The organism is Natrinema salaciae (assembly GCF_900110865.1).
Classification (GTDB): Archaea; Halobacteriota; Halobacteria; order Halobacteriales; family Natrialbaceae; genus Natrinema; species Natrinema salaciae.
In genome coordinates this window covers 793,969-820,942 of sequence record NZ_FOFD01000002.1, presented here as the reverse complement: position 1 = coordinate 820,942, position 26,974 = coordinate 793,969, and the positions used below count along the sequence as shown (strand labels likewise).

The 26,974-nt window shown below is 67.0% G+C and carries 25 protein-coding genes; 10 read left to right on the top strand and 15 right to left on the bottom strand.

Going from position 1 to position 26,974, the window contains the following annotated elements:
- Positions 1–21 precede the first annotated feature (21 nt).
- From BMX07_RS09240 to BMX07_RS09220, 5 genes are read right to left on the bottom strand one after another with little or no spacing between them, the layout of a single operon-like run.
- Entirely contained in the window at positions 22–2,007 is a 1,986-nt protein-coding gene (locus tag BMX07_RS09240; protein WP_090617054.1) for a hypothetical protein, read from the bottom strand.
- Positions 1,997–2,959: a glycosyltransferase gene (locus tag BMX07_RS09235; RefSeq protein WP_090617052.1), complete on the bottom strand. Its 963-nt coding sequence runs from the start codon at positions 2,957–2,959 to the stop codon at positions 1,997–1,999. The genes BMX07_RS09240 and BMX07_RS09235 overlap by 11 nt, the downstream gene beginning before the upstream one ends.
- A 2-nt stretch (positions 2,960–2,961) precedes the next feature.
- Positions 2,962–4,032 carry a DUF354 domain-containing protein gene (locus BMX07_RS09230; protein WP_090617050.1) on the bottom strand — a complete coding sequence of 357 codons (1,071 nt, stop codon included), beginning with the start codon at positions 4,030–4,032 and terminating at the stop codon, positions 2,962–2,964.
- Positions 4,032–5,078, bottom strand: coding sequence for a glycosyltransferase family 2 protein (locus BMX07_RS09225; protein WP_090617048.1), 1,047 nt, complete (start codon positions 5,076–5,078; stop codon positions 4,032–4,034). Before BMX07_RS09225 ends, BMX07_RS09230 begins: the two co-directional genes overlap by 1 nt.
- A complete protein-coding gene (locus tag BMX07_RS09220; RefSeq protein WP_090617046.1) occupies positions 5,078–6,478 on the bottom strand; it encodes a nucleotide sugar dehydrogenase in 1,401 nt (466 codons plus the stop codon). Before BMX07_RS09220 ends, BMX07_RS09225 begins: the two co-directional genes overlap by 1 nt.
- Before the next feature lie 351 nt (positions 6,479–6,829).
- Here BMX07_RS09220 and BMX07_RS09215 point away from each other — a divergent pair, with 351 nt between their 5' ends.
- The 3 genes from BMX07_RS09215 (at position 6,830) to glmS (ending at position 10,008) form a co-directional block, all read left to right on the top strand.
- Entirely contained in the window at positions 6,830–7,477 is a 648-nt protein-coding gene (locus BMX07_RS09215; protein ID WP_090617043.1) for a helix-turn-helix transcriptional regulator, read from the top strand.
- Between the two features lie 576 nt (positions 7,478–8,053).
- Complete coding sequence (locus tag BMX07_RS24365) at positions 8,054–8,200, top strand: hypothetical protein (RefSeq protein WP_175480100.1); 147 nt, start codon at positions 8,054–8,056, stop codon at positions 8,198–8,200.
- Complete coding sequence (glmS, locus tag BMX07_RS09210; RefSeq protein WP_090617041.1) at positions 8,200–10,008, top strand: glutamine--fructose-6-phosphate transaminase (isomerizing); 1,809 nt, start codon at positions 8,200–8,202, stop codon at positions 10,006–10,008. Before BMX07_RS24365 ends, glmS begins: the two co-directional genes overlap by 1 nt.
- A 165-nt stretch (positions 10,009–10,173) precedes the next feature.
- Here the strand turns inward: glmS and BMX07_RS09205 are convergent, their stop codons facing one another.
- Together BMX07_RS09205 and BMX07_RS09200 are read right to left on the bottom strand one after the other, a co-directional pair.
- Positions 10,174–10,629, bottom strand: coding sequence for a hypothetical protein (locus tag BMX07_RS09205; protein WP_090617039.1), 456 nt, complete (start codon positions 10,627–10,629; stop codon positions 10,174–10,176).
- Between the two features lie 321 nt (positions 10,630–10,950).
- Positions 10,951–11,868 carry a carboxypeptidase regulatory-like domain-containing protein gene (locus BMX07_RS09200; protein WP_342708164.1) on the bottom strand — a complete coding sequence of 306 codons (918 nt, stop codon included), beginning with the start codon at positions 11,866–11,868 and terminating at the stop codon, positions 10,951–10,953.
- Positions 11,869–12,590: 722 nt separating this feature from the next.
- Between BMX07_RS09200 and BMX07_RS09195 the strand changes: the two genes are divergently transcribed.
- Positions 12,591–13,052 (top strand): SPW repeat protein, encoded by a 462-nt coding sequence (locus tag BMX07_RS09195; RefSeq protein WP_090617036.1) that lies wholly within the window; start codon positions 12,591–12,593, stop codon positions 13,050–13,052.
- Positions 13,053–13,076: 24 nt separating this feature from the next.
- On the opposite strand, the gene BMX07_RS09190 is transcribed toward BMX07_RS09195, so the two are convergent.
- Both BMX07_RS09190 and BMX07_RS09185 read right to left on the bottom strand, forming a co-directional pair.
- Complete coding sequence (locus BMX07_RS09190; RefSeq protein WP_090617034.1) at positions 13,077–14,042, bottom strand: SDR family oxidoreductase; 966 nt, start codon at positions 14,040–14,042, stop codon at positions 13,077–13,079.
- A 99-nt stretch (positions 14,043–14,141) separates the two neighbouring features.
- A complete protein-coding gene (locus BMX07_RS09185) occupies positions 14,142–14,693 on the bottom strand; it encodes a hypothetical protein (RefSeq protein WP_090617033.1) in 552 nt (183 codons plus the stop codon).
- 208 nt (positions 14,694–14,901) lie between these two features.
- Here BMX07_RS09185 and leuS point away from each other — a divergent pair, with 208 nt between their 5' ends.
- The 6 genes from leuS (at position 14,902) to BMX07_RS09155 (ending at position 21,352) form a co-directional block, all read left to right on the top strand.
- Positions 14,902–17,661, top strand: a complete 2,760-nt coding sequence (gene leuS / locus BMX07_RS09180; RefSeq protein ID WP_090617032.1) for a leucine--tRNA ligase — start codon at positions 14,902–14,904, stop codon at positions 17,659–17,661.
- A gap of 105 nt (positions 17,662–17,766) precedes the next feature.
- Entirely contained in the window at positions 17,767–18,072 is a 306-nt protein-coding gene (locus tag BMX07_RS09175) for a HalOD1 output domain-containing protein (RefSeq protein WP_090617030.1), read from the top strand.
- 85 nt (positions 18,073–18,157) lie between these two features.
- Positions 18,158–18,913, top strand: coding sequence for a J domain-containing protein (locus BMX07_RS09170; RefSeq protein ID WP_090617029.1), 756 nt, complete (start codon positions 18,158–18,160; stop codon positions 18,911–18,913).
- 106 nt (positions 18,914–19,019) lie between these two features.
- Positions 19,020–19,625, top strand: a complete 606-nt coding sequence (locus BMX07_RS09165) for a DUF420 domain-containing protein (protein ID WP_090617027.1) — start codon at positions 19,020–19,022, stop codon at positions 19,623–19,625.
- 94 nt (positions 19,626–19,719) lie between these two features.
- Positions 19,720–20,619 carry a thiamine-phosphate synthase family protein gene (locus BMX07_RS09160; RefSeq protein ID WP_090617025.1) on the top strand — a complete coding sequence of 300 codons (900 nt, stop codon included), beginning with the start codon at positions 19,720–19,722 and terminating at the stop codon, positions 20,617–20,619.
- Between the two features lie 34 nt (positions 20,620–20,653).
- Positions 20,654–21,352 (top strand): class I SAM-dependent methyltransferase, encoded by a 699-nt coding sequence (locus BMX07_RS09155; protein WP_090617023.1) that lies wholly within the window; start codon positions 20,654–20,656, stop codon positions 21,350–21,352.
- 5 nt (positions 21,353–21,357) lie between these two features.
- On the opposite strand, the gene BMX07_RS09150 is transcribed toward BMX07_RS09155, so the two are convergent.
- The 6 genes from BMX07_RS09150 to BMX07_RS09125 form a co-directional block, all read right to left on the bottom strand.
- The gene (locus BMX07_RS09150) at positions 21,358–21,768 is read right to left on the bottom strand and encodes an acyl-CoA thioesterase (protein WP_090617021.1); all 411 of its coding nucleotides are present in this window, start codon (positions 21,766–21,768) and stop codon (positions 21,358–21,360) included.
- A 70-nt stretch (positions 21,769–21,838) separates the two neighbouring features.
- The gene (locus BMX07_RS09145) at positions 21,839–22,624 is read right to left on the bottom strand and encodes a DUF7001 family protein (RefSeq protein ID WP_090617019.1); all 786 of its coding nucleotides are present in this window, start codon (positions 22,622–22,624) and stop codon (positions 21,839–21,841) included.
- 236 nt (positions 22,625–22,860) lie between these two features.
- Complete coding sequence (locus tag BMX07_RS09140; RefSeq protein ID WP_090617017.1) at positions 22,861–23,751, bottom strand: NAD-dependent epimerase/dehydratase family protein; 891 nt, start codon at positions 23,749–23,751, stop codon at positions 22,861–22,863.
- 60 nt (positions 23,752–23,811) lie between these two features.
- Positions 23,812–24,741: a sulfide-dependent adenosine diphosphate thiazole synthase gene (locus tag BMX07_RS09135; RefSeq protein ID WP_090617015.1), complete on the bottom strand. Its 930-nt coding sequence runs from the start codon at positions 24,739–24,741 to the stop codon at positions 23,812–23,814.
- A 162-nt stretch (positions 24,742–24,903) separates the two neighbouring features.
- Positions 24,904–26,406: an MATE family efflux transporter gene (locus BMX07_RS09130; protein WP_245742081.1), complete on the bottom strand. Its 1,503-nt coding sequence runs from the start codon at positions 26,404–26,406 to the stop codon at positions 24,904–24,906.
- 117 nt (positions 26,407–26,523) lie between these two features.
- Positions 26,524–26,790 carry a YgaP family membrane protein gene (locus BMX07_RS09125; protein ID WP_090617013.1) on the bottom strand — a complete coding sequence of 89 codons (267 nt, stop codon included), beginning with the start codon at positions 26,788–26,790 and terminating at the stop codon, positions 26,524–26,526.
- Positions 26,791–26,974 lie beyond the last annotated feature (184 nt).

Sequence of the window (26,974 nt, the reverse complement as noted above, 5' to 3'; positions counted from 1 at the left end):
GCGGGGTCCGACGGGGAGCGATCACCCGGTCGCCGGGGAAGGCGTACACAAGGTCACGTCTCCGCTCGTGTAGACCGTTGCCTGCTCGGGACGACAGAGATCCGTCCGAGAGATCTTCCGCATCTCGGCGCGCCCGTTGCCGTCCCTGAAGTAGGCGCCGTCGGTCGATTGCTTCGTTCGATACACCGAGTAGCCGTACGCCTCGCCGTCGTCGGGCGGGATCGCCGCGGGCTCGGTCCCCGTCCGCGCGTACGCGCCGGTGCGACCGATCAGCGTTTGATACGGATGATCGGTGTACAGCTGCTGGTCGCGGCGAATCTCGTCGCCTCTCGGCGCTCCGGTCACCGCCCCGATCGACTCGGCCGCCGCAAGCTCCGACTGCTCGTACGCGAGTCGTTCGTGATGCTCCGGGAACACCGGATTGTCGGCGTTGCTCTCCGCCGCAAGCACCATCGCACCCGGATAGATCAGGACGAACACGAACAACACCGAGATGACGATCGACGGGTTGAGATTCCGCCTGAGGGTTCGAATGCCGATCGTGCCCAGGATCGCCATCGGTGCGAAGAGGAAGGCGAACCACCGCGTCGGGATGAAGTTACGGATCCCGAACATCGGCAAGCCGAGGACGAACACGAGCATGAATGCCGACGCGAGCAAGAGCGTGAAGACCGACTGTTCGGCGCGTCGCCTGTGGACGACGTAGAGACAGCCGGCGAACGTGATCGCGAGCAGGAACAGGAACCCGAGGGTGTTCACGTAGGGGACGATCTGGTCGAGCAGCGTCGTCGCGGCATCGGCGCTCGCTTGCGATTCCTCGGAGGAGGTACTGCTCGCGATGTTGAGAATGCCTGCGCTCTCCTCGAGCGTCTGCGCGAAGTAGCTCAGCGCCGTCCCCAGGAACGAGTCCTGCCGATACGGGGTCAGCGACCAGACGAAGATCGTCAGCCCGAGGTTGAAGATGACGAGTCCGACGAGGTTGACTGGTTTCTTCGTCCGGAAGACGCTGGTGTCGAGTCGTGTGAGGCCGAAGGGACCGATCACGAATACGACCTGCGCGACGAACGCCGCGAGCAACAGGACGAGCATGATGAACGTCGACACCTGATGCGTGAGGATCACGGCGATACTCAACAGGACGAGGAGCGAGAAGTCGCGAACGGAGTACTCGATCCGCATTACCCGGATCAGCGCGTACAGCATGCCGAGGAAGAAGACCAGCCCCAGGCTCGTGGGAATGAGATGCATTCCCCACCGCGAGACGTGACTACCCAGCGCGTACAGCGCGGTCGCGAGCACGGCCCACCGGGCCGAAACGAGCAGGTTCGTGGTGGCGTAGACGAGCAGTACCGAGAGCGGCATCAGGAGGCCCACCGAGAGGTACAGCGCGCCCCGAATCGGCACGTCGTACAGCAGCGCCGACCCGGCGACCAGCAGGTGGTAGAACGGCGATCCGTAGTGTTTGTCGTGGGAGATCGCGCTGAGGGATTGCTCCGAGAGGACCGACTCGACGAGCGCGCTGTGCGTCCAGATGTCGATCCCGACGTATCCCGGCGTCGCGTACAGCGCGGTGAACCGGAAGACGGTCGCGAAGCAGACGATCTGGAGGATCAACAGTTTGGGATGGAGATCCCGATCGGCCACGAAGAGGATCTGCGCGAGCACGAGCGTCCCGACGACGCTCGCCACGCCGAAGAACACCGGCGTTCGCCCCCCCTGAAACACCGTCAGCAGCACGAGCGCTGCGAGGCCGACCAGAACGACGCTCGGCAACGCCATCGACACCTTCGAGGAGAACTCCGGGATCGCCCGGGTATCGTCCTGCTGATACAGCGAGACGATGTACAGGACGCACGCAGTCCCGAGGACGATCGGGACGGTATTGATGTAGATCTGTGACGCGAAAAACCGCAGCGGAAACAGCGCCAGTGCGATCAGGAGGCCGCCGATCGCCGCGACCGTGTCGAGTCGCAGTGGCCGCAGTTCCGACAGCGAGCTATACTTCATGACCGACCCCCGTTCGGTGGACCGTCTCGCTCGGCCGGTCGAGGACGCGGCGATACACGTCCAGGAGGCGATCACCCATCGCCTCGAGCCCGAGCCCGTCGACCGCGTCTCGTCCGTTCGATCGACGGCTCCCGTCGAGGACGCGCTCGAGGCCGGCAGCGAGCTCGTCGTCGGTCGTTCCCACGACGCAGCCGTCGACGCCGGCGATCGTCTCGCGGACGAAGCCGACGTCGGTCGAGACGACCGGGACGTTACAGGCGGCCGCCTCCTTGACGACCATCGGTCCGCTCTCCCGTCGCGAGGTCACGAGGAGGACGTCGCTGGCGTTCATGTAGTAGGGCATCTCGTCGTAGGGAACGTCGTCGATCGTCCGCACCTCGAGGTCGGCGTCGGCGCGGTCGGCGACGCGTTCGGCCCGCGGGAAGTCCTTGACCGCCCGGCTCGGATCGTACGGGAACAGCGCGATCCGGGCGTCGGCGTCCCAGCCGATCCGGTCGCGGGCCTCGTCGCGCGGAATCGGTCTGAAGCGGTCCGTGTCGACGCCGAACGGGATTTCGACGTGATCGACGTCGAGTTCGCGGGACATCACCGGGCTCGGGACGATCGTCGCGTCGGCGAACCGAGCGCCGTACCGGCTGATCCGACGGAGCCACGCCATGTCGCTCATCACGTCCGTTCCCCACAGGCTCAAGACGACGGGCCGGGTGGGCTGGGCGATCGCGAACGGTGCGACGAGCCCGTAATGGCCGTGGACGAGGTCGTACTCGCCCGACAGCGCGTGTGAGAGCACCCGCGGGTGAAAGCGAAGGTAGTCGAGCGGCGTCCGCGGGGAGTCGGCGCTGTACTCCCCGGGAACGCCGACGATAGTACACTCGATACCGCGGTCCTCAAGGACCGCGATCTGCTGTTCGAAGAACGATCGTGTGGAGGTGATAAGATGAAGAACGTGCATAGTTAGCCTGGGTTCGGTGCGAGCGTCGACTGGTCCGGCTCGGTTTCGGAGCCGGCGGTCTCGACTTCCCGGACGATGACGTCCGTCACGTCGATCCGGTCGGCGAGCAGCCGGTCGCGGCGGCGCTGCCACGTCGAGGGGTCATCTCGCTCGACGATCGAGAGCGCCTGTTCGAGCGAGCGAGCGTGACGGTCCTCGTCGTTGTAACTGAAGACGAGTCCGTACTCGTCGTCGAGTTCGGTCACGTAGCCGAGCGCGAGCGAGTTCACGTACACCGCCGGCGTCCCGAGGACCGCCGCCTCGGCGGCCATCGTCGCCCCCTCGCCGACGAAACAGTCCGCGAAGGCGAGCAGGTCGTGCATTCGATCCGGGGCCAACGTGTACCGATACGGCTCGAGTTCGGCCGGCAGGTCGACTTCCGACGTGAGCAGCACGGTCGCGCCGGCCGCCTCGAGGCGGTCGACGACGTCGACCGGATCGTCGAACCCGCCCTGTCCGACGTCGTGTGAGGAGTCCCAGCTGCTCAGCCGCATCACTGCGATAGTGTCGTCGGGGTCCAGCCCGGCGTCGTCGAGGACCGACGGGTCGGGCTCGAACCGGTCCGGATGCAGGTACGCGAGCTCGTGGTATCCGGGGTACGTGAGCTGCTTCGAGCCGATGTCGCCCCGATAGCACTCGGGCGTACAGACGACGTCCGCGAAGGGGTACGCGAGCTTCTTGATGAGCGTCGCGTGTTCCGTGTCGTAGAAGACGACGCTCTTCGCGCCGACCACCGACGAGACGTGAGCCGCGGCGACGCCGCCGATCGCCGTGATCACGTCCGGATCGATCCGTCGCGCCCGACGGAGGAGCCGCGCCTCGTAGGTCGCCTGCACCGCCGCCAGCGAGAACAGCGAGTTCGACTCTCCGGCCAGCACCTCGTGGTCGATTCCCGCGCGCTCGAGCAGTTCGACCGTCACTTCGTTCTCGCGGGCGAAGACGTGGAGCTCGTGGCCCTGCGCCTGGAGTTCCCGGATCGCGTGTTTGAAAAAGTGAACGTGACCCGGGTGCTGGATCGTGACGATCACGCGCATCAGCGACGCACCCCCAGTTTGGCGTTGTCCTGCGCGTCGACTTGCATCGCGACCGCGAGCAGGCCGACGCTGGCCGCGAGCGCGAACGCGGCCGCGATCGGTTCCCGAACGACGGACTCGCCGCCGGTGGCAGTAGCGGCGCTGACGGTCGCCATCGCGGTGGCGGCCGCCAGCAACGCGATCCCCGCGGTGTAACAGAGGACGGTGGGGTGGAGCCGATCGGCGGAAAACTGCGCCGTCATTCGGCGGCAGAATCCCCGCAGCAGCGTAACCGACGTCGCCGGAACGAAGCGCCGGTACTCGATCGTACTCTCCTCGTCGTCGTAGACGGCCGGCATCGACACGTCGGCGACGCGCATTCCCGCGACGTTCAGCCGCACGAGCAGGTCGTTGGGGTAATCGTGATCGTCCGGCAGCGACTCCACGTCGATCGCCGAGAGCGCGTCGTGAGAGATCGCAGTGTAGCCGTTCTGTGGGTCCTGCAGCCGCCAGTAGCCGCTCGCGATCTTCGTGAGCTGGGTCAGAAGCCAGTTCCCGAACAGTCGAAACGGCGGCATCTCTCGGCTCGAGGCCCGATCTGCGAGCCGGTTCCCCTTCGCGTAGTCGGCGTCGCCATCCACGATCGGGTCCAGGAGCGTCGGGAGCTGGTCGGGGTCCATCTGGCCGTCGGCGTCCATCGTGACGGCGATATCGATACCGTCGTCGCGCGCGCGAACGTACCCCGTCCGGAGCGCGCCGCCGGCCCCTTGATTCTCCGCGTGACGGATGGGGACGATCTCCGGCCCCACGACGGCTCCGCCGTCCGGGACGGATGCCCGAACCCGCTCGCCGTCGGCCTCGAGTGCCTCCGTTTTGGCGGGTTCGTCGTCCGCCTGCTCCGACGCGGCCGCGTACTCTTGGATGATTCGCCAGGTGTCGTCCGTCGAGCGGTCGTCGACGGCGTAGATGCGGTCGACGTACTCCGGCATCGTCTCGAGGACGTCACCGATGTGGCGTTCCTCGTTGTACGCCGGGACGATGACGCCGATCGTGTGTCTCCGATACATTATAAACTGCGGTAGACGAGGTCGGCGTCGTCTGCGTCGTCCGATTCGAACGCTCCCACGACGTCGACGAGCGCGGCGTCATCGTCGAGGGCTGCCGCGACGTCGTCGAGGTCGAACTCCTCGAACGCCGAGTGGCCGGTCGTGAGGAGGACGGCGTCGAAGCCGTCGAACGTGAGCGAGTCCTGTACGTCGATGTCGAACGCGTTCCGGACCGCGTCGGCCTCCGCGTGCGGATCGTATCCTGCGACGTCGATCCCGAACTCGCGGAGGTGATCGACGACGTCGGCGACCTTTGAACTGCGGATATCGCCCACGTCAGCCTTGTACGCGAGCCCGAGAACCAGCACGCGACTCTCTCGGAGCGTCTTGTGACACTGGTTGAGCGCCTTGATCGTCAACTCGGCGACGTGGTTCGGCATCGACTCGTTGACCGCACGACTCGTGCGGATCAGTTCCGGGTCCGCTCCCGCTCGCGTCGCGCGGTGGGCGAAGAAGTACGGGTCGATCGGAATACAGTGTCCGCCGACGAGGCCCGGTCGGTAATCGTGGAAGTTCCACTTCGTCCCCGCCGCGTCGAGCACTTCGCGGGTATCGATCCCCAGCCGTTCGAAGGCCATCGACAGCTCGTTGACGAGCGCGATGTTGACGTCGCGCTGGATGTTCTCGATGACCTTGCACGCCTCGGCGACCTCGATCGACGGGGCACGGTGGACGCCCGCGTCGACGATCGACTCGTAGAGCGTCGCCACGTCCTCGAGTACCTTCTCGTTTTGCGCGCTGACGACCTTGACGACGTCCTCGAGGCCGTGATTCTCGTCGCCCGGCGTCGCGCGTTCCGGGGAGTAGCCGACGAAAAAGTCCTCGCCCGCAGTCAGCCCGGATGCGTCTTCCAGCGCCGGCACGAGGACCTCGCGCGTCGCCCCCGGATAGACCGTCGACTCGAGGACGACCGTCGTTCCGGGGTCCATCTTCGAACCGACGGTGGTCGCCGCACTCTCGATGTACCCGAGGTCCGGCCGATCGTCGTCGTCGATCGGCGTCGGGACGGCGATGACGACGTAGTCGGCCCCGCCGATCTCCGTCGCGTCCGTCGTGTACGAGATGTCATCGTCTCGGACTGCTTCGTCGGAGAGATCACCGGTCGTGTCGATACCCTCCTGGAGCCGACCGACCGTCACGTCGTCGACGTCGTACCCGATCACGCGGTAGTTCGACTGTGCGAACCCGACCGCGAGCGGGAGCCCGACGTAGCCCAATCCGACGACACAGATCGTCGCCGAACGCGTCGAGCGTGCGTCCGTGTGTTCGAGGGCAGTTCCGTTGCCGCTCGCGTCCCGTGGGTGCTGGTCGCTCTCTCGCTCGTCCGCTCGGTTCTCCGTGTCGCTGATTATCGTGGTCATGGGTGAGACGTTATCGCTGGCCCGTCACACGACCGAGTGCGACGGTGAGGCCGAATTGGTGCGCCCGCAATCGGCGGGGCGTGTCATAGATTCGGCAAGCCGGCGTGGGGGGTTTACTATAGCTCGAATAAACGGATGCGAGAGCAGCAACGGCCGGAAGTCGTCGGTCGGATTCGCTGTGTGCGGATTTAGCCGACCCGGATGCCGAGTCGGACGAGACGCTTAAACCGTTGTTAAATGCACCTGTATCACTCTATAATGAAGGGGGCACGGATCGCATCTCCGCTGCGGTCGGCGAGTCCACGACGATCGTGGCTCGGTCACGTACCGACTGCAGTAGAACCGCGAATCATGGTGTCCACGCCCCAGATCGAAGTCAGAGCCGGATTCGAATCGATTCACAGCACCGTCTCGATCGAGACGGTTCTGGCTTCGACCCATCGGTACGATGTCACTGCTGTTGCATCGGAAGCGATTGCACCGCGGATCGGCGATGGGTCCGGTGGATCGTTGTCCTGGGTACAACTGCTTCGCGCGACGTCGTTCTGGGAATCGGCTCTGATCGCGGTTCTGTTCCTCCTGATCAGTGCGCTCGTCGGCCTTCGCATGGCCGACGTGTTATCGGACCGCAGCGTCGAGCTGTCGTCGCTCCCACTGGGAACAGCTGCGGCGGGTAGCGGAACCGAATCGGATCACGCACACGCCACCGATCAGCGGGCGTACGAGTCGTATCTCTCGCCTGAAACGCCGCCGACGCTCCTGAGCGACGAAGGGAAGGTCGTTCGACTGTTGATCGCGAATCACGGTCGGATCCGACAACACCGGATCGCCGAAGAGACTGGTTGGTCGAAGTCGAAAGTGAGCCGGATCTGCTCGCAGATGCACGCCGACGGGACGATCGAGAAGCGATCGGTCGGCAGAGAGAACGTCATCACCCTGACGGATCGGCCCTCGAACGGAGAGACGGAGTCGGACGCGGTCGAGAACCCGGTAGCGTGAGTTCTCCCGCTCTGACGGTACGATGGTTCCCGTCGCTGACGTCTCAGTGCGGCTGAGAGTCCGCGAAGGCGACGTTCTCGCTCGTCGCAGCATCCGGTCCGTATCCCCTGTTGCTCGTTCATCAGTTCCCGCCCGCCAGTCTCGAGTGCGAACGCTCGAGCGGGGACGCCATTTCGTACGCCGAAACAGTGGGGACAGTTCCACTCGTCCTGTCGCTGGAAGCCCGTCCGACGCGGACCGACGCGTCAGCGGTTCGGACTGGCGAACCCGTGATCGACATCGGTAATTGCACGACTTGTTCGGCGGTCAAACGGCCGATATCGGCGTATCGAACGACGGCCGGACTGTGCACCTCGTCCCGATGATCCGCACAAACAGAAAAATATTCTGATGGTTTTCTACGAAAACTATGTTGAACGATGGATTGTGAAAACGCACTCGAGATTATACAGCCGATAGCCACCGTCGTACTCACAGTACCGTCTTATTCGTGGTATAGTAATGGCCGCTGTCCCACGTGATTGGAGTGACGCCCCCGACCGTCGGTAGTGGCGGCAGACGGGGTCGGTGATACCAATGACACGGAACAGTACTGCACTGCGGGCAGCGATCGCGAACCAACTCGATACGACCGACGCGACCGACAACGACCGCGTCACATGCCGTCAGTCCGGTGTGTTACCGTCGCCGACAGCCGCCGCTCGAGCGGAGGTGACCGTCTGATGTGCGGAATTATCGCGCGAATCGGACAGGGGAATGCGGCGGAGACGCTCCTCTCGGGGCTGGAGAACCTCGAGTACAGGGGCTACGACTCGGCTGGGATTGCCGTCCAGAACGGCTCCGGCGTCAAGGTACACAAGACGTCCGGCGAAGTCTCCGATCTCAAATCGTCGCTCGATAGCGATCCGCACGGGAACATGGGGATCGGCCACACTCGCTGGAGCACGCACGGGCCACCGACCGACGCGAACGCCCATCCGCACACGGACACGGCGGGTGACGTGGCGGTCGTCCACAACGGTGTCATCGACAACTACGACGAGCTCAGAACGGAGCTCACGGCGAAGGGCCACGAGTTCGAGAGCGACACCGACACGGAGGTCATCCCGCACCTCATCGACGAGTTTCGGGAGGCGACCGGCGACACCGAGCTAGCCGTCCGGAAGGCCGTCGACACGCTCGAGGGAAGCTACGCGATCGCAGCGATCGTCGACGGCGAAGAGGCGGTCTACGCCGCGCGGAAGGGATCGCCGCTCGTGCTCGGCCTCGACGACGAGGAGTGGTTCCTCGCCAGCGACGTCCCGGCGTTCCTCGATCACACCGAGGACGTGATCTACCTCGAGGACGGCGATCTCGTCGTCCTCGAGCCGGACGCCTACCAGATCTCCGATCTGGCCGGGAATCCGATCGAGCGCTCGATCGACACCGTCGATTGGGACCCGGAAGACGCCGGGAAAGGCGAGTACGACCACTACATGCTCAAGGAGATCAACACGCAGCCGACGGCCCTCTCGAACACGATCGAGGGGCGAATCGAGGACGGCGACGTCGCCTTCGAGAGTCTCCCACCCGGGACGTTCGCCGATGTCGACTCCGTCCAGTTCGTCGCCTGCGGGACCTCCTATCACGCCGCGATGTACGGCGGCCAGCTGGTCCGAGAGGCCGGGGTTCGTGCCGAAGTCCTCCGCGCCAGCGAGTACGAGTCCACGGCCGGACCGGTCGACGAGACGACGCTCGTCGTCGCGGTCACGCAGAGCGGCGAGACGGCCGATACGCTCGACGCAGTCCGGAAAGCGGCCGATCGCGGCGCGCGGACGCTGGCCGTCACCAACGTCGTCGGGTCGACCGCCGCACGCGAAGCCGACGACGCCGTCTACATCCGCGCTGGCCCGGAAGTCGGCGTCGCGGCGACGAAAACCTACTCCTCGCAGGCGGTCACGCTCGCCCTCCTCAGCCAGCGCCTCGCCGGCGACGTGCCGGACGCCGCGCCGGTCGCGGACCGGGCGGCGATGCTCGAGGCGCTCGAGGACCTCCCACAGCACGTCGAGACCGTCCTGGAGACGAGCACCGCCGAGTCGCTCGCCGAGGAGACGCTCGACAGCGAGTCGTTTTTCTTCATCGGAAACGGCCGCGGTCGCTCGGTCGCGCTCGAAGGCGCGCTGAAGTTCAAGGAGATCACCTACGAGCACGCGGAGGGGTTCGCGGCCGGCGAGCTCAAACACGGGCCGCTCGCCCTCGTGACCGAGGCGACGCCGGTGTTCGCGGTCGCGACCGGCGGTGCCGACGACAAGACGAAGACGAACGCGATCGAGGCCCAGTCCCGGGGCGCACCGATCGTCGCCATCGGCCCGGACGACCATCCCCTCGTCGACATCGCCGACGCGCACCTGTCGGTCCCGGACACGCACCCCGTCTGGACGGGACTGCTCGCGAACGTCCAGCTGCAGCTGCTCTCCTACCACGCCGCGGATCAGCTCGATCGTCCGATCGACAAACCGCGAAACCTCGCGAAGAGCGTTACGGTCGAATGACCGCCTCGCCCGACAACTAACGTCTTTTCGACGCAGCCGTCCGAACCGGTAGCATCCTATCTCGGCGTGAGACGAGGCCTCGATTCGTGCCCGAGAGAGCCAGAAGAAGGGCGCTTTCGACAGCAGGTCGCAGCCGCACCAGTTACTCTCGTCGTTCGGAGCCAGTCACCGCTCGTCGTCGACGACGGTCAGGCTGCCGGACTCGATCTTCCCGTCGGCCGTCACGGTCCAGTCGTGCGCTCCGACGCCGAGTTCCCGCGGAAGGACGCCGAAACGGACGGTGTCGTGGTCACCAGCGTCCGGCTCGAGGACGACCGGTTCGTCGACGTCACCGATCTCGAGCGTCGCGGTGATCGACGTCGCGTCGGTGCCGGTATTGCACACCGTAATGACGACGTCGGCAGCGTCCTCGATCGGATCCGCGATTTCTCGATAGGGGACCGATTCGGGCACGGAAACGGAGAGTTCGATGTCGTCATCGCCCGCCCGATCGGTCGGGCCGTCGCGTGCCTGTCGATCCTCGTCTTCGCGTTCGGTACGCGCGCCGACGGTTCCGAGCACCGTTCCGGTCGCGACCGCGATGCCGATCGCCAGTACGGTGCGTCGATGCCAGGGGGTCATTCGATCGTCGATACGGAGCTCCGACCCATTGCTATCCAATACATAACGCGGCCGTTCTCCGTCGCGAGACGGTCACAGTCGGCTCCCGGAGGCGAGTCCGTGATCGAGCGGTCGGTCTCGGACCGTTCTCGACGGCGTCGATCGACGACTGCGGCAACCGACGGCCTGCGACGCGTTCGGTCGAGACGAGGGCGAGGTGCGTACACGGCGCACGCCGATGCTCGAGTCCGCGACCGTCGAATCGGCGTCCGCGTTCGATGGAGAACGTGACGGTCGCAAAAACAGTCCAGACGCCCGAGATCGGGTTGGCAGCCCGACTCGTCAGCCGTCAGCCGGCTCGAGCGTCAACGTGACGTCCTCGTCCGAGCCGTCGATCGTGACGGTTTGCTCCGTGTCCGCGTAGCCGTCCGCGGACGCGGTCACCGTGTACTCGCCGTCCTCGAGGTCCTGGAACTCGGCTTTGCCGTCGTCGTCGACGTCTTTCTCGTCGCTCCAGCCGAGGAAGCCCAATCCGCTCTCGGCTTCGACGGTCGCGTTGTCGATCGCGTCGCCGTTCTGGTCTTCCACGGTCGTCGAGAGCGTGTACGTTCCGTCGCCGCCGTCGCCGCCGTCGCCGGAGTCGCTCTCCTCGAGCGTCAGCGTGATCGTCTCGTCGCCGCCGTCGATCTCGACGTCGTCTTCCACGGACTGGTAGCCGTCCGCGGCCGCGGACACGTGGTAGCTCCCGTCCTCGACCGTCCACTCGGCCTCGCCGTTCCCGCCCGTGGTTTTGTTATCGCTGAACGGGTCGTGACTTACATCGGCGCCGTCGATCGGGTTGCCGTCCTGGTCTTCGACGATTACCGTCAACGTGTGCTGTTCGTTGCTGCCGTCGTCGCCGTCACCGCCGTCGCCGCCGTCACCGCCGTCGCTACCATCGCCTCCGTCGCCGTCACCGCCATCGCCGCCATCGCCGCCATCGCCGCCATCGCCGCCATCGCCGCCATCGCCGCCATCGCCGCCATCGCCGCCATCGCCGCCATCGCCGCCGTCACCGCCGTCGCTGCCATCACTGCTGTTACCGCCGTCGCCGTCGGTTTCGTTGCCGCCGTCCGTGGGCGTCGTTCCGTCGTTCGGCGACTCGACGTCGTCGCTGGTCTGCTTCTGTGAATCGTCCCATCTGTCGTCGACCGTTCCGATCGCGCTGTCGACGGACGCTCCGCCCGCAGCGAGTACTAACCCGGCCAGCAGGAACGCCATACCGCTAACCAAGAGCAAAACCTGGACGCTGCTCTGAATCGATCGGGTCTTCGTCTGGTGTCGTCGGGCATTGCGGCGCATTGTAGGTGGGATGAAATTCGGTGTCGGTTGTTACGCACTCGCCGTCTCGCCGATATCGGCTACTGCCGGTTTCGGTCGGGAGAGTGTCGAGCGACCGGTCCCGGCGGTCGCCGTCGTGAACGCGTTGCCGTCCGCCGGCTCTCGATTCGGGACTCGATCAGGGGTACGCTGCCGGCTTCGTCGTCCGCAGTGCACAGGTACGAGTAATCTCATTACCTGATGGTTTCGTCGTTCGGCGGTTCACTATACGGACGATAAAACCGTTTTCGCGGCTGAAACGATTCGCGACGCCGCTCGACTGCGGTGCCGGATCGGTCCGATGGAGCCGACGAAACCGGTGGCGGGGCCTCGTCGAGCACCGATCGGTCAGAACGAGGCCGGTGATCGAGGGAGGGTGTGATCGAGAGTACGGCGCTTGCTGGGCAGGTTCTCGTCCGAGCGCCCCCGGAATAATCCCTCATTAACCGGATCGGGACGGGGTAGCCAGTCGGTCATTGCCGAGTTCGAAAGCCGATCTTAGCCGCGCCACCGCTCGTTGATCGAGCGCCGAACGAACGGAATCCGAGCCGTTCTCGGGAATCGGGGTGGAACGGTCGTCGCGCTTTTTCAATCGGCTCGCGGTATTACCGATCGAGGCCACTATGAGCGAGTCTACGACCACCGACCCGTCGACTGGCGAATCGCCCGCCCACGATCAGGGTGAACCGGACGGACAGAAGTGGCTGAGCGGCATCGTCTCGCTGATCGGGTTCTGGCTGGCCGCATCGCCGTTCGTCTACGAGACGGCCCAATCCATCCTGTGGAACAACCTGCTGGTCGGCGGTGCGATCTTCCTGCTCGCCGGCTACAACTACTACCGGATCGTCACCGATCACCCGACCAGTACCGGCGTGATGTCGCTCGTCGCGCTGCTGGCGCTCTGGACAGCCATCTCCCACTTCGCCATCGGCGGCGAGGTCGCGATGAGCGGCCTCGAGGTCGCCGATCGGGGACTGACCTGGAGCAACACCGTGTTGGGACTGGTCGCCGCAGCGCTGTCGGCGTACGTCGCCTCCACCGCCGGCCGCGAGGTCCCGCGCGGAACGGCGACCGAAACGCGATAGCGTCGCGTCCGCGCGCGGCCCCCATCACGGATACCGATCGGAACCCGCGTCGGGCGTCCGTCGCTCGAGCAGGTCGAGAACGGGTTCGCTCGCGGCGAGTCGGATGCCGAGTTTCGTGAGACGATCCCGCACCGTCGCGGGGACGACCGTCCCGTAGAGCGATCCGAGCAGGGGAACCGGGCCGACGCGATAGTGCGTCTCGGGATTTGCGGCGGTCGCGGCGTCTCGAACCGTCGCTGCGACCTGTTCGGGGTCGTTGATCAGTGGGCCACCCCCCTCGACGGCGCGAAGCCGCTGAAGGACGCGGTAGAGATCGGTGTAGCGGGTGGGTCTGACGACGCTCACCTCCCGGGTCGTCTCCCCGGCGGTCGCCGCAGCGGCGGCTCGAGGCGGCGACGCCGCGGCCGCCGCTTCGACCGCGCTTACGGCGCGGTCGTAGAACGGTGTCGCGACGATCCCGGGCTGGACGACGACGACGTCGACCGCCGAGTCGACCAGTTCCTGTCGGAGCGCGTCGCTGAGACTCGCCATCGCCCACTTCGACGCGGTGTAGCCGCCGATCCCGGCGAGCGCGAGGCGATCGGCGGCGCTAGTGACGGTGATAATTCGGCCACGGCCACGCGTTCGCATTCCCGGCAGCACCGCTCGCATCAACCGATGCGGCCCGAAACAGTGGACGGCGAACTGGCGCTCGAGCAGTCTCGTCGGGACGTCTTCGACCGGGCCGAACTGACCGTAGCCGGCGTTATTGACGAGACAGTCCACACCGCCCGATTCCTCGCGGATGCGACCGACGACGCGGTCGATGTCGTCCGGGTCGGTGAGGTCCAGCGCCGCGAGGGCCGCACCCCGATTGGCCAGCTTCTCGAGGCCGTCTCGATTGCGGTCTCGAGCGGTCGCGTAGACGCGCCAGTCCTCGGCGAGCAGCGCGCGAGCGGTTTCGTAGCCGATGCCCGAGGAACAGCCGGTGACGAGTGCGGTCGGTGGCATAGGACGAGTTACGACGCCGTCTATGAAGGGAGTCCCCGTCGTTCGGTTTCGATGACGTTCACGGTCGCCGACGGGTTCGGCGGGGCGACGAGCATACGGCTACTCGTCGAACGGTCCCCTGTCATCCGGTGGGCCGGCGTCCGCTGGCGGTCCGGCCTCGTCCGGCGGGCCACGGTCGTCGTCCGGTGGCCCGCGGTCGCGGTCGTCCCCGTCGTCCTCGTCGTCGACCAACCCGGCCTCCTCGAGCGCCCACTCGAGTCCGTCGCGGTCGTCGTCGCCCGGTTCGTCGTCGATCGGTCCCTCCGCAGCGGATTCGTCGTCGAACGGACCGTCGTCGTCCGTCGAGTCGGTATCCGAATCGCTCGGCGGATCGTCCTCGGAAGATGCCGCTGTCGAGGCCGCGTCGGCCGTCGAGTTGCCGGGTTCGCTCTCCGAGTCGGCAGCGGTGGCACTCTCGGACGTGTTGGTCGTCGCGTTCGATCCCGTCGCCGACGCACCCTCGCTCTCCGTCGCGGGGCTGGACGGGGGCGTCTCGTCGGCCGTCAGGTCCGGGGCGAAGACCGACGTGAGCAGTCCGAACGCGAGCAGGACGGTCGCGATTGTGACGAGCAGCGTAAACGCCGATGGCAGATCGTCGCGAAGGCGGGACATTCGACGATCGCTCGTAACGGGCCGATCCGCTTTGTTAATGTCAGCCCACAGCGCACCGCCGCGGGTCGCCGAGGGACGCGGGACCGATCGTCGCCGACTCGAGGTGACTGCGAGGCGGCGGCGGGTTCGGTCGGGGCGTGGCGGTCCTGCGGGGCCGAACAATGATATGGCCGGACCGCCCAGTGACACCCAACGGATCTCGCCGACAATGACCAGTCATTACGATCACGCGCAGGTACAGGAGTTCTGGCAGTACGTCTGGGAGCGCGACGACGTCTACGCGCTCGATGCCGACGCCGACGATCCGACCTACGTCCTCGGCATGTTTCCCTACACGTCGGGCACGCTCCACATGGGGCACGTCCGCAACTACGCGATCACGGACGCCTACTCGCGCTATCGCCGCATGCAGGGCGACGACGTCCTCCACCCCATGGGGTGGGACGCGTTCGGCTTGCCCGCCGAAAACGCGGCCTTCGAGCGCAAGACCGACCCCCAGTCCTGGACCGAGGCGTGTATCCGTCGCATGCGCGAGGAACTCGAGACCATGGGCTTTGGCTACGACTGGTCCCGGGAGATCACCACCTGCGAGCCGGCGTACTACCGGTGGAATCAGTGGCTGTTCAAGCGGCTCTACGAGGCGGGACTCGTCGAGTACGAGGCGGCGACGGTCAACTGGTGTCCCGACTGCGAGACGGTGCTCGCCGACGCACAGGTCGCCGAACGCGAGGACGAACACAGTGAGCCCTCGGATCGGGGGAGCGGCGAAGCCGCGAGCAGCGACGGCGACCGGGTCTGCTGGCGCTGCGAGACGCCCGTCGGACGGCGCGAACTCGACCAGTGGTTCTTCACGATCACCGACTACGCCGAGGAACTGGACGCGGGGCTCGACGATCTCGAGGGCTGGCCCGAGGGCGTTCGCGAGATCCAGCGCAACTGGATCGGCCGGCAGGAAGGGGCGCGAATTACCTTCGACGTACCCGAATACGGCGGTGTCGGCGACGGCGAGACCGACGACGGGAACGGTAGCGGGACGGTCGACGTGTTCAGCACTCGCCCGGAGACGATCTACGGGGCGACCTCCCTCGCCGTCTCGCCCGGCCACGAACTGGCTCGCGAACTGGCCGAGGACGACGACGACGTCGCAGCGTACGTCGAGACCGTCCGTGAGCGTGACCCCGACGAGGTCGGGTTCTCCGGTATCGAGACGGACGCGACCGCGATCCATCCGCTGACCGGCGCGGAACTCCCCGTCTACGTCGCCAGCTACGTCCTCGAGGACGTCGGCACCGGTGCCGTCATGGGCGTCCCGGGCCACAACGAGCGCGACCACGCGTTCGCGCTCGAGCACGACCTGCCGATCGAGCGCGTAATCGCTCCCGACGACGCCACCGAGAGCGCCATCGAAACCGGGGCCTACACCGGCGACGGCGTCCTCGAGAACAGCGGCGAGTACGACGGCCTCGAGAGCGAGCGGGCCGGTGAGCGACTCGTGGCCGACCACGACGCGCTCGTGGAAGACGTCACCTACCGGCTCCGGGACTGGCTGATCTCCCGGCAGCGCTACTGGGGGACGCCGATCCCGGTCGTCCACTGCGACGACTGCGGCCACGTCCTCGTCCCCGACGAGGAGCTGCCCGTGGAGCTCCCCGAATTCGTTCGGACCACGGGGAACCCGCTGGACGCGGCCGAGGAGTGGAACGAGACGACGTGCCCCGACTGCGGCGGCCCCGCGCGGCGCGAGACGGACACGATGGACACGTTCGTCGACTCCTCGTGGTACTACCTGCGCTTTCTCTCGCCCGACCTGGCGGACGCGCCGTTCGACACCGACCTCGCGGACGACTGGATGCCAGTCGACGTCTACGTCGGCGGCGACGAGCACGCCATCCTCCACCTGCTGTACACCCGCTTTTTCACGAAGGCGCTGGCCGACATCGGACTCATCGAGGGACGAGAGCCGATTCGAGAGCTCAAGAGCCAGGGAACGGTGCTGTACGACGGCGAGAAGATGTCCAGTTCGAAGGGGAACGTCGTCGTGCCGGAGGAGTACGGCGCGGAGACGACCCGGTTGTTCGTGCTCTCGGCCGCCCACCCCGAGCAGGACTTCGAGTGGACCGCCAACAACGTCCGCGGGGCCTACGACCTCCAGCAGACGCTCTACCGGATGGCGACCGCGTTCGTCGAGGCGGGCGACAGCCGCGTCAGGCGACGGGATCACGACGACTACGTGGCTCGAGAGATCGACCGCACGATCGCCGTGGTCACCGAGGAGTACGACCGGTTCCGGTTCCACCGTGCCGCCACGGAGATCCGGGAGCTCGCGCGCCTGCTCCGGCGGTATCGCGAGTACGACCGGCCACACGGCGAGGTCCACCGACGCGGCCTGCTGACCCTCGCCGCGCTGATCGCCCCGATGGCCCCGCACCTCGGCGAGGAGCTCTGGAACAAACTCCGGGGCGAGGGACTCGTCGTCGAGGCAGACTGGCCCGAGCCGAATCGGGACACGTCGGCGGCCCAGCTCGAGCGCGGGCTCGTCGAGCGAACGCTCGAGGACGTCCGAGACATCGTCGACGTCGCCGCTATCGACGAGCCCGAGCGGGTCGAACTGGTCGTCGCCCGGGAGTGGAAGTATCGAGCCGTCGAACTGGCGGGTCGGTCCGCGGACGAGGACGCAGCCGGTGAGGCCGACGTCGATTCGATCGCCGACCGACTGCTCGCGGACGAGACGCTCGAAATCGACGCCGATCGGGACGCCGTCGCGGCGTTCGTCGGTGAGATAGCCGGACGCGACGGCGGGGACGGCGGACAGGTGCTCGCGGGGGATCGCGAACTGGCGATCCTCGACAGCGCGTCGTGGCTCGTCACCGACGAGTTCGATGCGGACGTGACGGTCCGTCGAGCGACCGGCGACGACGAGCGGGCGGGCGAGGCTCGGCCCGGCAAACCCGCGATCCACATCAGTTGACGGTCTCGAGGCGCTCGACCGGTCGACGGTGCCGTCCCGCCACCCGACGCGTTCCGAGTGCGAGACGGACAGTTTTATTCGACCGGATTTGGAAGGGGAGGAACGATGGTGGAGGGTCGTGGTAGCGGCGGCAGAGCGGTCCGGAACGCGCCGAGTCGAGCGGTGATCGATGCGGTCGCCGAGGCGGAGGGGGTCCCGGCGGCGGCGATCTCGCCACCGGAGTACGAGTCGCTCCAGACCGTCGTCGATCCCGAGGCGCTCGACGCGCTCTTCGCGGAGCGGGCCAACGGCGCGACCAGACCGCGCGGGACCGTCTCGTTCACGTTCTGCGGCTACGACGTCACTGTCGACCGCGATGGCGCGGTGACGCTCGAGGAAGCGACCGACCCCGGGAACGACGGCTCGCACTAGCGGGTGGTGGCCAGCGGACCCACGTGCACTGGTCTGGGCGGAACACGGAAAGACTCTTTTCTGAGAGGGATCGACTACTGCCACAATGGAGAGTCACTACGAGGTCCTCGGCCTTTCGCCGGACGCCGACGAGCGTGCCGTTCGGCGCGCCTACAGGACCTTACTGAAGGATCACCATCCGGATCAGGGTGGCTCTCGAGAGCGGTTTCTGCGGATCAAAGGGGCGTACGAGGCGATCCTCGGCGAGCAGGCACCGGACGACCACGAAACGGACGGCGGGGCGATCACGGACGGGCGCTCGAACGCGTGTCAGTACCGGCCGACCGACGATCCGGCCGAACGCGGCGAGACGCGCGACCACGAGCTACCGGTGAGCGGCGAGTACCTGACACTGACGCTCGCGGGGCTGGTACACGACGTCGACGTCGCGGCGCTGATCGACGGGCCGGTCACCGCCGCGACGACGCGAACGGTCGCGTTCTTCCGCGTCCACAATACGAGCTCGCGATCGCTCGCCTGGCAGGGCACGACGAACACGAGCTTCTTCGGCGACGACGGCTTCCTCTACGAGGGCTCGAGTATCGCCGCTCCGCACGCGACCGACCTCCCCGGGCGGTGGACCGGAGCAGCGGTCGAACTCGAGCCCGGTCGAGCGGTGGACGGGGTCGTCATCGCGCAGGAGATTCCCGACGACGTCACCGTCAGCGAGGTGATGTACACCCAACACGTTCCCGACGAGACGGCCGACGGTGACGGCCTCGCGGACACCGAACGGTACCTGTTCGAACTGAAGCCGCTCGTTCGCGAGCGGCTCGATCGGTTTCCGTTCGATCGGGATTGACTCGACGACCGTCACGGGACGGCGTTCTCGAAACGGCCGGGCGGCGTTCTCGGAGCGGTGTGCTGAAACAGCAAGCATGATACGGCGGTGCTCCCAACGTCCGGTAATGGCAACCGCTGACGCGAGACGACGGCTCCGGGAGCGGCCGATGGGTGTCACGATCCTCCTGACGATCGTCGGCTACGCGCTAGTGATCGGGACGTTTCTGCTGGACGTTCCGATCTACCCCGACCTCACGAACGCGCAGGTCGACCTGCTCTCTCACGTGATCGCGGCCATCAACACGACCGCGACGGTGGTGCTGGTGCTCGGCTGGTACTGGATTCGGGCCGGCGAGATCGAGAAACACCGGCTGGCGATGCTGACCGGGTTCACGCTGATCCTCGGATTTCTGGTCGTCTACCTGCTCAAGGTCGGTGGCGGCGGGACGAAGGAGTTCGTGGGTCCGGACGGCGTCTTCTACGCCTATCTCGTCATGCTGGCGATCCACATCGTCCTCTCGATCGTCTCGGTGCCGGTCGTCCTCTACGCGCTGATCCTCGGGCTGACTCACACGCCCGCCGAGCTCCGGACCACGCCCCACGCCCGGATCGGTCGGATCGCCGCCGCCGCGTGGATCCTGAGCCTCTTCCTCGGGGTCGTCACCTACGTCTTGCTCAACCACGTCTTCACCTACGAGTTCGCGTCGATGGTCGCTCCGGTCGTCGTTTAGACCGGCCCGTCGGCGGCCGATCGCCGCTCCCTCGAGCCGCGTAGCCGCCGGACCAACAAGTTATCCCGTCCGCTGTCGTACCATCGTGTAACGAATGCAATTCGTCGAAGAAATCGTCGTAGACGAGTTCCTCCCGACCGTCCGGTCGCTGCTCGCCGGTGAACTCCGGGACCGAGACCTCACCCAGAGCGAGGTCGCCACCGTGCTCGGAATCAGCCAGAGCGCCGTCTCGAAGTACGCTCACGGCGACGTGACCGTCAACGATCGTATCGCCGAGGACGAGCGGGTTCGGACCCTCGTCGACGACCTCGGAAACGGGCTGGCGGCCGGCGAGATATCGCCGGTTCAGGCGCTGATCGAGATCGAAGTCCTGATCCGCGACCTCGAGGCCGGCGGGGACCTCCTCGCGCAGCTCCACGAGGAGGCCGTGCCGGAGCTCGCCGACCACGGCGCGAGCTTCCGGGTTCACGATCCCGAGAGCGACCTCCGCACCAGCGAGCGGGTGCTCTCGTCGCTCCGGCGCGGACTGGGGATGCTCGAGACGGCGAGCGGATTCACGGGGTTGATCCCCGCGGTCGGTTCGAACCTGGTTGCCTGCACGCCGGACGCCGAAAACGTCGACGACGTCGCGGGCGTTCCCGGCCGGATCTTCGACGTCAAAGGTCGGACGACCATCCCCGCGGACCCCGAGTTCGGCGTTTCCGAGCACGTCGCGCGGGTGTTGCTGGCCGCGCGCCGCCACGGCGCGGATGCGTCGGCCGCGGTCAACATCGCGTACGAGCCGGCGCTGGTCGACGAGCTGACCGAGCAGGACCACGTGGCCGCCGAGTTCGACGAATCGGGCGACGTCGCCTCGAGCGTCGGTGCGGCGATCGAGGACGCCCCCGAGGCGACGGTGCTGTACCAGACCGGCGGGATGGGAATCGAGCCGCTGATCTACGTCCTCGGCGCGGACGCCGAGTCGGTCGCGGATTCGGTTCGATCGCTCCTCTGAACGCTGCACGAAGCCGGCGACGACGAGACCTGCTATGACCGAATCAGCACAGGAGTTCTACGGCCGCTGGGCTCGCCTCTACGACCTGATCGCACGCCGAACGCCCGGAATCGCGAGGCTCCGGAAGCGCGCGGCCGCCGCCTGTCGCCTCGAGCCCGGCGACACGGTCGTCGAGATGGGCTGTGGGACGGGCGCGAACCTCCCCTTCCTCCGCGAGCGGGTCGGCCCCGAGGGGACCGTGATCGGGATCGACTTCACCCGGCCGGTGCTCGAACGGGCGCGCGCGGCCACCGCGGCGTCCGATAACGTCCACGTCGTTCGAGGTGACGCGACGCAGCCGCCGGTCGGGGCCCCGCTCGAGGGCGCGATCCCGGCGGGTGGCGACGGGATCGACGCCGTCCTCGCGACGTTCGTCGTGGGAATGCTCGAGGAGCCGACGAGTGCGGTCGACGACTGGTGCGACCTCGTCGGTCCCGACGGGACCGTCGTCCTCGCCAACGCCGCCCGGAGCCGAGCGTGGTACGCGCCGCCGGTCAACGCCGTCTTCCGGGCGATCGTCGTCCTCTCGACGCCGCCGACGACGCGACTCCGCTACGAGAACGACCCCCACGTTCGGCTCGACGAAAAGATAGCCGCCGCCCACGCCCGGCTTCGCGAGCGTGCGGTCGCCGTCGCGGACGAGACGCACGTGTTCGGCGTCGTCCGGCTGACCGGCGGACGGCTCGAGTACTAGGGATTTTACGCGGCCGCCTCGAGCCCCTCGTACTCTCGAATCCGTCGAGCCATCCCTTCGGGAATCGGGCTCGGGCGTTCCGTCTCGGGGTCGACGTGAACGATGGTCGTTTCGGCGGTCGCCGCCGTGTCGCCGTCGACGCGGAGGTCGTACGTCATGGTACAACTCGACTCGCCGAGCCGTGACACCGAGAGTGCGATCGTGGGGTCGTCGCCCATGGTGATCGGGCGCTCGTAGGTAATTTCGAGGGTCGCGATGACGAAGGAGATCCCCCCGGATGCCAGTCCCGCCACCTCCTGCAGGTAGTCGGTCCGGGCTGCCTCGAGGTAGCTCGCGTAGACGGCGTGGTTGACGTGGTTCAGCGGATCGAGGTCGCGATAGCGAACGGGAACTTCGACGGTAAACTCAGCACTCATTGTGCGTTGTCGAAGACGACTGGGACAAAAGTACACACCGGTTCCGGGACCACTTGCGCACGCCAGTGGCTTACGTCGACGCCGACCCCGTCGAGCCCTCGTACAGTCGCGCGTGCTCGCTGCAGAAGGCGGGCTCGCGCAGTTGGGCGTCGAATAGCTCCGCCTGACGGTGGGCGTTGAAGAGTCGACAACTCGCTCGATCACAGAACGTCTCGCCGGTCTCGAGATAGTGGAACGCCTGCAGGACGTACCCCTTCAGGGCGTCGGTGGTTCGCGGATCGTCCGCGATCAGAAAGTCGCCCTCGACCTGGTTCTCGAGGATTTCCCGCGGCGGTGCGTCGCCGGAGAGGAGTGCGTGGCGCTGCTTTTCCTTGTAGTACGCCTCGGGTTTCGCGGGTGCCTCGTAGAGGCCCGGTACCGAAACCAGCGCCGGCTGTCCGAGGACGGTCACGCGCTTGTGCCAGCGGCCGTCGTGCTCGCCCCACGTCCCGATCGCGCGGTCGAGAACCGGGACGTGTAGCGTCTCGAGCCCCCGTTCGTCGGCAGGCAGCGCGGCGTTGAGCGCCCGCTGGATCTGCACGCCGTCGTAGAGTACCCCGCCTTCACGGTCGGGATTCTCGAGCGCGCGCTCCTCGTAGCGGATCGTTCCGAGCATCGTGTTGCCCGTCTCCCGCTCGTACGGTGAGGGAACGCGCGCCTCGGCGAACTGTTCGGGGAGGTCGTCCGTCCGGTGAACCTCGAGGAAGCGATCTCGGACGGTCACGGCGGCGTCGATCCGGTCCGTGAGCCAGTCCGCGATCCCGTCGACGTCGGCCACCGTCGTGGGTGCGCGGTAGAGGATGACGCGGTCGACCATCGTCAGTGGGTGTAGATCGGTCGGTCGGTCGGGTGTTCGAACGGACAGCGGGCGGCGGACGAACGGACGGTGCGAGACGCGTTCATATCGTGGTTGTACCACCGAGTGGTTGAAACCGGTTGCGGTTGCCGAGGCGGGTGCAGGCGCGCGGTTCGAGGTAACGGGGAGGTCGCGAGGCGACGCGCGTCCGAGACGGCTGCGGACGCGACGGGCGGCGGGAGCCGACCCGCCGTGCGCTACTCTTCCAGAAAGGTCGGTCCTCGCGGGGCTTCTCCCTCCGCCTCCCGCCAGGAGTGGGCGGGCTCCCAGCCCAGTTCCTCGCGGGCCTTCGCCGTCGAGAACGCCGACTCGTCCCCGTCGAGAGTGCACTCATCGGGGAGGTCGCCGAAGACGGCCTCGATCACCGCGGCGGTCTCGCGGTCGAGGTAGTTCTCCTCGGCCACCGCCAGATACGGTTCGTGGCCGTCGATCTCGGCCTCGAGCGCGGCGTCGACGATCGAAACGACGTCGCGAACGTCGACGTACGACCAGAAGTTGCCGCTCCGGTCGGCGGTCGCGAGGTCGAACGCCGCTCGCTCGTCGGCGACGGGGTACGCCCCGGGATACTGAATCCACGAGGGGCGGATCGACGCCACGGAGACGCCGTACCGCCGGACGGTCTTCGCCGCGAGTTCCTCGCCCACGAGCTTCGAGGTGCCGTAGCCGTCTTCCGGCCGCATCGGGTGAGCCTCGTCGATCGGCAGGTAGTCGGGGAGGAACGGCTCCGCGGCGAACGGCATCCCGTAGAGGCTCTCGCTCGAGGCCCAGATCACGTCCGCGCCCGTCCGCCCGGCGGCCTCGAACACGTGGTAGGCGGTCGTGACGTTCGTCAGAAACGTCTCGGTGCCGGTCGCGATTCCCAGTCGTGGAATTCCCGCGAAGTGGATCACCGCGTCGGGGTCGTGATCGAGGATTACCTCCCAGGCCCGCCCCTGGTCGCTGAGGTCGGCCGCGAGGAACGTGACCCCGTCGCGCTCGCCCGGCGGCCGCTCGAGGTCGACGCCGACGACGTCGTGGCCCTCGCTGGCGAAGTGATCGACGATCCAGCTCCCCGCGCCGCCGGTCGCACCGGTAACGACGAGCTTCATGCTCGAGCGGTGCCGCCGGGGCGCGAAAATGCTATGGGTTTCGGCGAGTCGACGGCCCGATCAGTCGTCCGCCGGTGTGGCCCGGGAGGTCAGTTCGACGGGATCGGCGTCGACCTCGAGTTCGTCGAGCGCTTCCTGGGCGGCGCGTTTGCCGGAGACGAGCATGGCACCGAAGGTCGGGCCCATCCGCGGGAGACCGTAGGTGGTCGCGGTCGCCATGCCGGTCGCGATGAGCCCGTCGTGGACGAGCCCGGTGTGCTCGACGACGGCGTCCTCGCTCTTGCCGACCCACATCGAGTCGTGGCCGGGGGAGTCGTGGCCGGGCGCGCCGTAGGAGTCGTCGCCGGTCTGATCCATGCCCGTCGCGGACGCCTCGGCGTCGCCGATCCCCGGCGCGTCGAGCACGCCGCGCTCGTCGAGTTTCTTGACCGCCATCGCGTCGTGGCCGGTCGCGTCGATGACGAGATCGGCCTCGACCGCGATCGGGTCGACGCAGGTAATCTCGCGGGGCAGCGCGTGGACCGGCGTCCAGTTCATGACGATGCCGCCGACGCGGTGGTCCTCGCGGATGACGATGTCCGTGAACTCGGTCATGTTCTGCATCTTCGCGCCGGCGTCGCAGGCGGCCTTGATGAGGCCGGAACAGGCCTCGGGACCGTTCGCGACGTAGAGTCCCTCGCTGTCCCGGGACTCCTTGAAGTCGACGTCGAGATCCTCGAGGATCTGCTGTGCGGGGTCCCGGACCGTCACCTTGTTCATCAGGAACCCCCCGAGCCAGAAGCCGCCGCCGAGATAGTTGTTCTTCTCGACGACCATCGTCTGGACGCCGCGCTCGGAGAGTTCCTTCGCGGCCGTCAGCCCCGACGGGCCGCCGCCCACGATGATGACGTCCGAGTCCGAGAAGTCCATGAACTCCTCGGTCCACTCCTGTCCGATCGCACGGGTGACGTCTGCTTCGCCGACCTGACTGAACTGCTCGAATTCGCTCATACAACTAGGTGGTAACACCTGGTAGTGTTAAGTCTATCGCAGCCGTTAATCGTGATATACTCATCGTTCGTGAGGATCTCAGCGGTCGATGGATGCACCGGAGAACCGGTCGGCCGCGACCGCCCGGCGACTCGAGCGGCGTCCGTACCGGCACTCGGCCGCTCAGTCGTCGACGAACTCCGATTCGCTCTCGCCGCCGGGAGCCGACTCGTCTCGAGGGCGTTCGTCGCCGCCGCTCGCCCCGGCGTGGGTCTCGTCGATGACGCCCTCGGTCCACGTCCCCAGTCGGAACCAGCCGACGGCCACGACGAACGAGCCGATCATGCCGGCGACGAATGCCCACCAGATTCCCTCGACGCCCCAGCCGAGGCCGGCGACGGTGACGTCGGTGCCGGGAATCGTCACTGACCAGGCGAACGCGAGTACCACCACCAGCGGGAACCGGAAAACCCACCGCGAGAGGATCGAGAGGATCATCGCCTCGCGGGTGTTGCCGGCGCCGCGGAACGCGCCCTGAATGACCATGACGCCGGCGAAGGGTGCCCAGAAGAGGGCGGTGATCCGGAGGAAGTCGACGCCCTCGGCGATCACGGCGGGGTCCGCGACGAAGACGCGGATCGCTGCGGCCGGAAACGCGAACAGGACGGCGGCAACGGCGAAGATGAGTACCATCGTCGCCGCGGTCGCCGTTCGCGCGACGGCGGCGGCCCGGTCGGGCGTCTCCGCGCCCAGGTTCTGCCCGACGCCGGTCGCGGTCGCCTGTCCGATGGCCCCCGCGACGGCCCACGTCACGGACATCAGCCGGACGCCGATTCCGAAGGCTGCGGTCGGTGCGGCCCCGAAGCGGGCGACGAATCCCGCCATCGCCACCGCCGCGAAGCTCCGGGCCCAGCCGTCGAACGTGGCGGGGTAGCCGATGTCGACCAGTCGCTTCAGGAGCGCGAGATCCGGCGCGAGATCGCCGGGGCGGAGCCGGACGCCGAACCGTCCATCCAGCAGGATCGCGACCCCCGCGGCGGTCGCGAGCCCGCGCGAGAGGAAGGTCGCGACGGCCGCTCCCCGCGTCCCCATCGCCGGGAACGGCCCCCACCCGAGGACGAAGAAGGGATCCACGACGACGTTGAGCCCCGCCGAGACGAACACGAGCCACATCGCCGTCTTCGTGTCGCCCGCGCCCTGCAGCGAGGCCCGGAAGGCGAAGAAGAGGAACGTGAACGGCAACGCGAGGAAGATCACCTCGATGTAGGCGAGCGCCTCGACGAACACCGACCCGCGAGCGCCGATCAGGGAGAGCAGCGGTCGCCGGGCGGCGAACCCGAGGACGGCGAGGACGCTCGAGACGGCGAGCGTGAGCAGGATCGTCTGGGCGACGACGCGGTCGGCCGTCCGATCGTCGCCCGCGCCGACGTACTGGGAGACCAGGGCGATGGTGGCGGCGGTGATCCCCATCGCGGTCGAGACGAACAGCCACGAGAGGGGGAACATGAGGGAGACGGCGGCGACGGCGTCGCTGCTCACGCGGCCGACCCAGAACATGTCCGCGAGGTTGTAGACGGTCTGGAGGAGGTTCCCCAGAACCAGCGGCCACGCGAGGCGGAGGAGTTTCGGGGAGATCGCCCCCGTCGTCATGTCGACGCGCGATCGGTCCGTGTCGGTCGTTGCCACGCCTGACTCTCCATTGAGCCTCGCTCGGGCGCGGTAAAAGGGCTCGGCTCGTGGTTGTGGATTGCCGGCTCCGCCGCCGATAGCGGGTGTCGTTGGTCGAAAAAACGGATCGACCGATCAGTTCGGCCGTTTCGTGGAGACCTCGGTCATTCCGCTGGACTCCGTCTGTTCTCCGTGGGTGGTGTCGATTCCGAGGAACCGGTTGATGACGCACCTCCGGACGACTCCGGTGGCGAAAAACACCCAACCGAGGACGACCATCACCGCTGCCGGGACGACACCGATCGAGACGAACCCGACGAGTGCGGCGATACCGACGAGTGCCAGGATCGCGCCGCCAGTGAGCCGCCATACGCGATCGAATCCGCCGACGTTTTTCTTCATTGGTAGTTGTCTCTCCGCGTTCGTACGCAGCCCGTCTTAGGCTCCGAGCAGACCGAAGGTGATCGGTACCACACCAGACAATATTGTGGCCGTTCGCTCGAGTCCGACGCGTCGCCCCGACCGAACTCCGGTCGCGTGACCGAAGGTGTCGACAGCAACGAAATCCCTTCGCTCGCGGACACAC

Coding starts and splice junctions, on each gene's coding strand:
- BMX07_RS09160 (WP_090617025.1), top strand. CDS start 19,720: ATGCAATTCGTCGAAGAAATCGTCGTAGACGAGTTCCTCCCGACCGTC.
- BMX07_RS09175 (WP_090617030.1), top strand. CDS start 17,767: ATGGTGGAGGGTCGTGGTAGCGGCGGCAGAGCGGTCCGGAACGCGCCG.
- glmS (WP_090617041.1), top strand. CDS start 8,200: ATGTGCGGAATTATCGCGCGAATCGGACAGGGGAATGCGGCGGAGACG.
- BMX07_RS09205 (WP_090617039.1), bottom strand. CDS start 10,629: ATGACCCCCTGGCATCGACGCACCGTACTGGCGATCGGCATCGCGGTC.
- BMX07_RS09215 (WP_090617043.1), top strand. CDS start 6,830: ATGGTGTCCACGCCCCAGATCGAAGTCAGAGCCGGATTCGAATCGATT.
- BMX07_RS09235 (WP_090617052.1), bottom strand. CDS start 2,959: ATGCACGTTCTTCATCTTATCACCTCCACACGATCGTTCTTCGAACAG.
- BMX07_RS09150 (WP_090617021.1), bottom strand. CDS start 21,768: ATGAGTGCTGAGTTTACCGTCGAAGTTCCCGTTCGCTATCGCGACCTC.
- BMX07_RS09145 (WP_090617019.1), bottom strand. CDS start 22,624: ATGGTCGACCGCGTCATCCTCTACCGCGCACCCACGACGGTGGCCGAC.
- BMX07_RS09185 (WP_090617033.1), bottom strand. CDS start 14,693: ATGTCCCGCCTTCGCGACGATCTGCCATCGGCGTTTACGCTGCTCGTC.
- BMX07_RS09135 (WP_090617015.1), bottom strand. CDS start 24,741: ATGAGCGAATTCGAGCAGTTCAGTCAGGTCGGCGAAGCAGACGTCACC.
- BMX07_RS09225 (WP_090617048.1), bottom strand. CDS start 5,078: ATGTATCGGAGACACACGATCGGCGTCATCGTCCCGGCGTACAACGAG.
- BMX07_RS09230 (WP_090617050.1), bottom strand. CDS start 4,032: ATGCGCGTGATCGTCACGATCCAGCACCCGGGTCACGTTCACTTTTTC.
- BMX07_RS09200 (WP_342708164.1), bottom strand. CDS start 11,868: ATGGCGTTCCTGCTGGCCGGGTTAGTACTCGCTGCGGGCGGAGCGTCC.
- BMX07_RS09240 (WP_090617054.1), bottom strand. CDS start 2,007: ATGAAGTATAGCTCGCTGTCGGAACTGCGGCCACTGCGACTCGACACG.
- BMX07_RS09170 (WP_090617029.1), top strand. CDS start 18,158: ATGGAGAGTCACTACGAGGTCCTCGGCCTTTCGCCGGACGCCGACGAG.
- BMX07_RS24365 (WP_175480100.1), top strand. CDS start 8,054: ATGACACGGAACAGTACTGCACTGCGGGCAGCGATCGCGAACCAACTC.
- BMX07_RS09190 (WP_090617034.1), bottom strand. CDS start 14,042: ATGCCACCGACCGCACTCGTCACCGGCTGTTCCTCGGGCATCGGCTAC.
- BMX07_RS09195 (WP_090617036.1), top strand. CDS start 12,591: ATGAGCGAGTCTACGACCACCGACCCGTCGACTGGCGAATCGCCCGCC.
- leuS (WP_090617032.1), top strand. CDS start 14,902: ATGACCAGTCATTACGATCACGCGCAGGTACAGGAGTTCTGGCAGTAC.
- BMX07_RS09155 (WP_090617023.1), top strand. CDS start 20,654: ATGACCGAATCAGCACAGGAGTTCTACGGCCGCTGGGCTCGCCTCTAC.
- BMX07_RS09140 (WP_090617017.1), bottom strand. CDS start 23,751: ATGAAGCTCGTCGTTACCGGTGCGACCGGCGGCGCGGGGAGCTGGATC.
- BMX07_RS09125 (WP_090617013.1), bottom strand. CDS start 26,790: ATGAAGAAAAACGTCGGCGGATTCGATCGCGTATGGCGGCTCACTGGC.
- BMX07_RS09220 (WP_090617046.1), bottom strand. CDS start 6,478: ATGACCACGATAATCAGCGACACGGAGAACCGAGCGGACGAGCGAGAG.
- BMX07_RS09165 (WP_090617027.1), top strand. CDS start 19,020: ATGGCAACCGCTGACGCGAGACGACGGCTCCGGGAGCGGCCGATGGGT.